The following is a 4,296-nucleotide window of genomic DNA, read 5'->3' as shown; positions in this document are numbered from 1 at the left end:
AACCAGCCTTTTACTTCATCGAGGTCTGGATTCTTCACCTCTTTAAGTTTCATCTTTTTACGTGTACCACATACATCATTAAAAAGCTTGTTAGGATTGGCTTCCTTCAACTTATCTATTGTATCGAATCCTAGCTTTTGTAGTATTGGTATCAACTCTTCTCTCACTCCAACTTCTACATACTCTTCAGTAGATGCTACCTGAGGTTTTCTTTCAGGCTTCATTTGTGGGAAGAAAAGCACATCCTGAATAGAGTTTGAATTAGTCATTATCATAGAAAGACGATCTATACCTACACCTAGTCCGGCAGTTGGTGGCATACCGTACTCAAGGGCTCTTAAGAAGTCTTCATCTAAGGTCATTGCCTCTTCATCTCCTCGCTTACCAAGTTCTAACTGCTCTTCAAATCGCTTTCTTTGATCAATAGGGTCGTTTAACTCAGAGAAAGCATTGCAGATTTCCTTTCCATTGGCAATGGCTTCAAATCGCTCTACTAATCCTTCTTTGTCTCTATGCTTTTTAGCTAAAGGAGACATTTCTACCGGGTAATCAGTAATAAATGTAGGCTGTATTAATTGACCTTCACATTTCTCGCCAAAGATCTCATCAATCAACTTTCCTTTACCCATAGTTTCATCAACAGGTACATCAAGTTTCTTGGCCGTTTCACGAAGCTCTTTCTCATCCATCTCTGAAATATCGATACCTGTAAAATGTTCGATGGCTTCAAACATTGTAAAACGCTTCCACGGTCGCTTAAAGTCAAGTACATTTTCACCCACCTGCACTTCTGTAGTTCCGTGGATATCCATGGCCACTTTTTCAATCATTTCTTCAACCAGATCCATCATCCAGTTGTAATCTTTATAAGCTACATATAATTCAACCTGAGTAAACTCAGGATTGTGAAAACGCGACATCCCTTCGTTTCTAAAGTCTTTAGAAAACTCATAAACACCATCAAATCCACCTACGATCAACCTTTTGAGGTATAACTCATTGGCTATCCTCAAATACAAGGTCATATCCAGTGTGTTGTGATGCGTTTTAAATGGTTTAGCTGCTGCACCACCATATAAAGGCTGCAAAATTGGCGTTTCGACTTCGAGATATCCTTTATCATTAAGATAATCTCTCATCGAGTTGACCAACTTGGTGCGCTTAACGAAAGCGTCTTTCACCTCTGGATTAACAATAAGGTCAACATAACGCTGTCTATATCTCATTTCAGGATCTGCGAAAGCATCATGCCTCACTACATTTCCTTCTTCGTCTTTGGTTTCTTTTGTAACAGGGAGCGGCTTAAGAGACTTACTCAAAACCTTTAACTCGGTAACATGTATTGAAACCTCACCAGTCTGAGTAGTAAAAACATAGCCTTTAATTCCAATTAGATCACCTATATCTAATAGCTTCTTAAATACAGTATTATAAAGTGTCTTATCATCTTCAGGGCAGATATCATCTCTTCTGATGTATATCTGAATCCTTCCGGTAGAATCCTGAATTTCGGCAAAAGAAGCCGACCCCATGATTCTTCGACTCATGATACGGCCAGCGATAGAGATGTTTTTGTAATCAATTTTCTGTTTTTCGTAGTTACGTTTTATTTCTTCGGCAGAAACATTTACTTCAAACAGTTCTGATGGGTAGGGATTTACGCCTAACTCTTCTAATTGATCTTTAGCTTTTCTTCTAATTATCTCTTGTTCGCTTAGCTGCATTGTTTTGAATTATTTTTTTGAAGGTGCAAAGATAGTGTAATCTAACAATTGTAGAAACCTGATGGGGCACCCTATCTCTGCCTACTTGGTAAGATTATTTTATTTCTTATTTGTGATTCTTTCTTCGTTTAATCTCTTTTTTGATTAGGCTGAGTTCTCTGCTGCTTTGTCCGGCTACTGAGGTATTTTCATTTGCTCTTCTAAACAGGTAAGGCATTACAGATTTGACGGGGCCATATGGCACATATTTGGCAACATTATACCCTGCTTTCGACAAGTTATAACTGATATTATCGCTCATGCCATATAGTTGAGCAAACCAGACACGCTCATCATTATTGTGCATACTGTGCTTTTCCATCAAAAGAGCCAGATAGTAATTGCTATATTCATTGTGCGACCCACAAACTACCGATACACGCTGCTTGTTGTCTATGCAAAATGCCAATGCTTTGTCAAAGTCTTTATCTGTAGCATCTTTTGTAGGTTGTATGGGGCTGTCGTAACCCTTTTCCTCTGCTCGCTCTCTTTCTTTTTCCATGTAAGCCCCTCTTACCAACTTAGCACCTAAGTAGTAATTGTTCATTGTAGCATAATGAAAAGCCTTTCTGAGATTATCGAGCATATCTACCCGATACATTTGGTAGGTGTTGTATACAATAGCTTTTTGCTTATTGTATTTTTCCATCATTTCATAAGCGATGGTATCTATAGGATCTTGAATCCAGGTTTCTTCCGCATCAATGAGAATAGGTACACCACTGTCAAAAGCGGCTTTACAAATCTCATCCACACGCTCTTTTACACGATTAAACGCTTCACGCTCATCGATACTCAATGGCTTATCTTCATGCACTTTTTGCAAAAGAGGCGTGCTCGCTAAACCAGTCACTTTAAACACGCAAAAAGGTATGCCTTCATTATTTTTTGCCGTCTCTATGGTTCTGAGCAGCTCCTTTTTGGTTTCATCAAAGCTTTCTTCACTTACACCCCCTTCTACAGAGTAGTCGAGGATGGTGCCAATTTTATAATCCTGCAGCTCATTAATGGTTTTCTTACATTCCTCAATAGTTTCGCCTCCGCAAAACTGAGCAAACACGGTTTTCTTAATTATCGGCTTAACAGGCAGTTTTATGGCCAGTGCCAACTTTACAGACCCTGTAGCCAAATCTGACATTACAGGATTGTTTACTACCGAAAAAAGAAAGTTTGATTTACGTAATTCAGCATCTGATTTTGACTCAAAAGCTACTGAAGTATTATCGAAAGAGATATTAGATTTAAGCTGCATATGACTCCATAAAATAGACGGCCACAAAGATATAAATTAACAGTATACGACCTTGATTGTTTTATTTTTAAATATCTTTAAACGCTTAATAATCGAGAGTTTTGAATAGCAGCGAAGCATCAAATAAACCCTTAATCATAGCTGGCCCATGTAGTGCCGAATCTTACGAGCAGCTCTTGAGTACTGCCAAAGAGGTAAAAGCATTAGGCATAAATATGATCAGGGCTGGTGTATGGAAGCCTAGAACGCGGCCAAATAGTTTTGAAGGTATTGGTAAGCAGGCATTGTCCTGGATTAAGGAAATACGTGATGAATTAGACGTTGACTTTACGATTGAAGTGGCAAGCGCACAACATGTAGAGCTTGCCTTGCAACACAATATTACTGACCTGTGGATTGGTGCACGCACAACTGTTAATCCTTTTACTGTACAGGAAATCGCTGACGCATTGCAAGGTGTTGATGCCAACATAAATGTTAAAAATCCTGTAAATCCTGATTTGGCTTTATGGCTGGGCAGCATAGAACGTATTTCAAATGCCAATGTAAAAAGTGTTGGGGCTATTCATCGTGGCTTCAGCTCATTTCGCAAGTCTAATTATCGAAATGAGCCTGTTTGGCAAATACCAATAGAGCTAAAAAGGCACTTGCCTGATATTCAGCTTATATGCGACCCTAGCCACATCGGAGGTGATCGATCCATGATTTTTGACATTTGTCAGAAAGCGTTGGATATGGGGTATGATGGCCTTATGATTGAGACACATATCAACCCGGACAAAGCCTTGAGTGATGCTAAGCAACAGGTTACCCCTCAACAGCTAAAAGAAATTTTGGCCAACCTCCAGGTAAGAGAGAGAAGCTCAGACGATATACAGTTTAAAACCAAGCTTGAAGAGCTTAGAGATAAGATTGATAGCATTGACCATGATTTAATAGAAACACTGTCTAGTCGAATGAAAATGATCCAGCTCATAGGTGAGTACAAACGTGACAATAATGTCACGATATTTCAATTAGAAAGGTGGAACGATATCATTAAATCCCGGCCAGAGTGGGCCAAATCGCTTGATCTTAACAAAGAGTATATCGAAGAATTATACAAAATTATACATGAGGAGTCTCTAAGAACTCAAACAGAGATTCTAAACAATAACCCACAAAAAACGCCCTGATATTGAAGCCGGTTTTCTCCCAAAAAATTTCTGATAGTTTAAGTCAATTTCTACGGTCATCAGCTTATAAAAAAATTGCTGTATTAGTAGATGAAAACACACAGAG

At 38.8% G+C, this 4,296-nt stretch carries 3 protein-coding genes; 1 reads left to right on the top strand and 2 read right to left on the bottom strand.

Annotated features, from left to right (window positions below; genetic code table 11):
• Both lysS and E1176_RS05040 read right to left on the bottom strand, forming a co-directional pair.
• On the bottom strand, positions 1-1,724 hold a 1,724-nt coding region (gene lysS, locus E1176_RS05045), incomplete at its 3' end, for a lysine--tRNA ligase (RefSeq protein WP_155209477.1).
• Between the two features lie 106 nt (positions 1,725-1,830).
• Positions 1,831-3,015 carry a proline dehydrogenase family protein gene (locus E1176_RS05040; protein WP_155209476.1) on the bottom strand — a complete coding sequence of 395 codons (1,185 nt, stop codon included), beginning with the start codon at positions 3,013-3,015 and terminating at the stop codon, positions 1,831-1,833.
• Positions 3,016-3,116: 101 nt separating this feature from the next.
• On the opposite strand from E1176_RS05040, the gene E1176_RS05035 reads away from it, so the two are divergent.
• Positions 3,117-4,190 carry a bifunctional 3-deoxy-7-phosphoheptulonate synthase/chorismate mutase type II gene (locus E1176_RS05035; RefSeq protein WP_155209475.1) on the top strand — a complete coding sequence of 358 codons (1,074 nt, stop codon included), beginning with the start codon at positions 3,117-3,119 and terminating at the stop codon, positions 4,188-4,190.
• The last annotated feature ends 106 nt before the right edge of the window (positions 4,191-4,296 follow it).

The sequence above is a fragment of the Fulvivirga aurantia genome (genome assembly GCF_009711475.1).
Taxonomy (GTDB): Bacteria; Bacteroidota; Bacteroidia; order Cytophagales; family Cyclobacteriaceae; genus Fulvivirga; species Fulvivirga aurantia.
The sequence above is the reverse complement of the archived record's forward strand: the minus strand, read 5'-3'. Positions and strand labels throughout refer to the sequence as shown.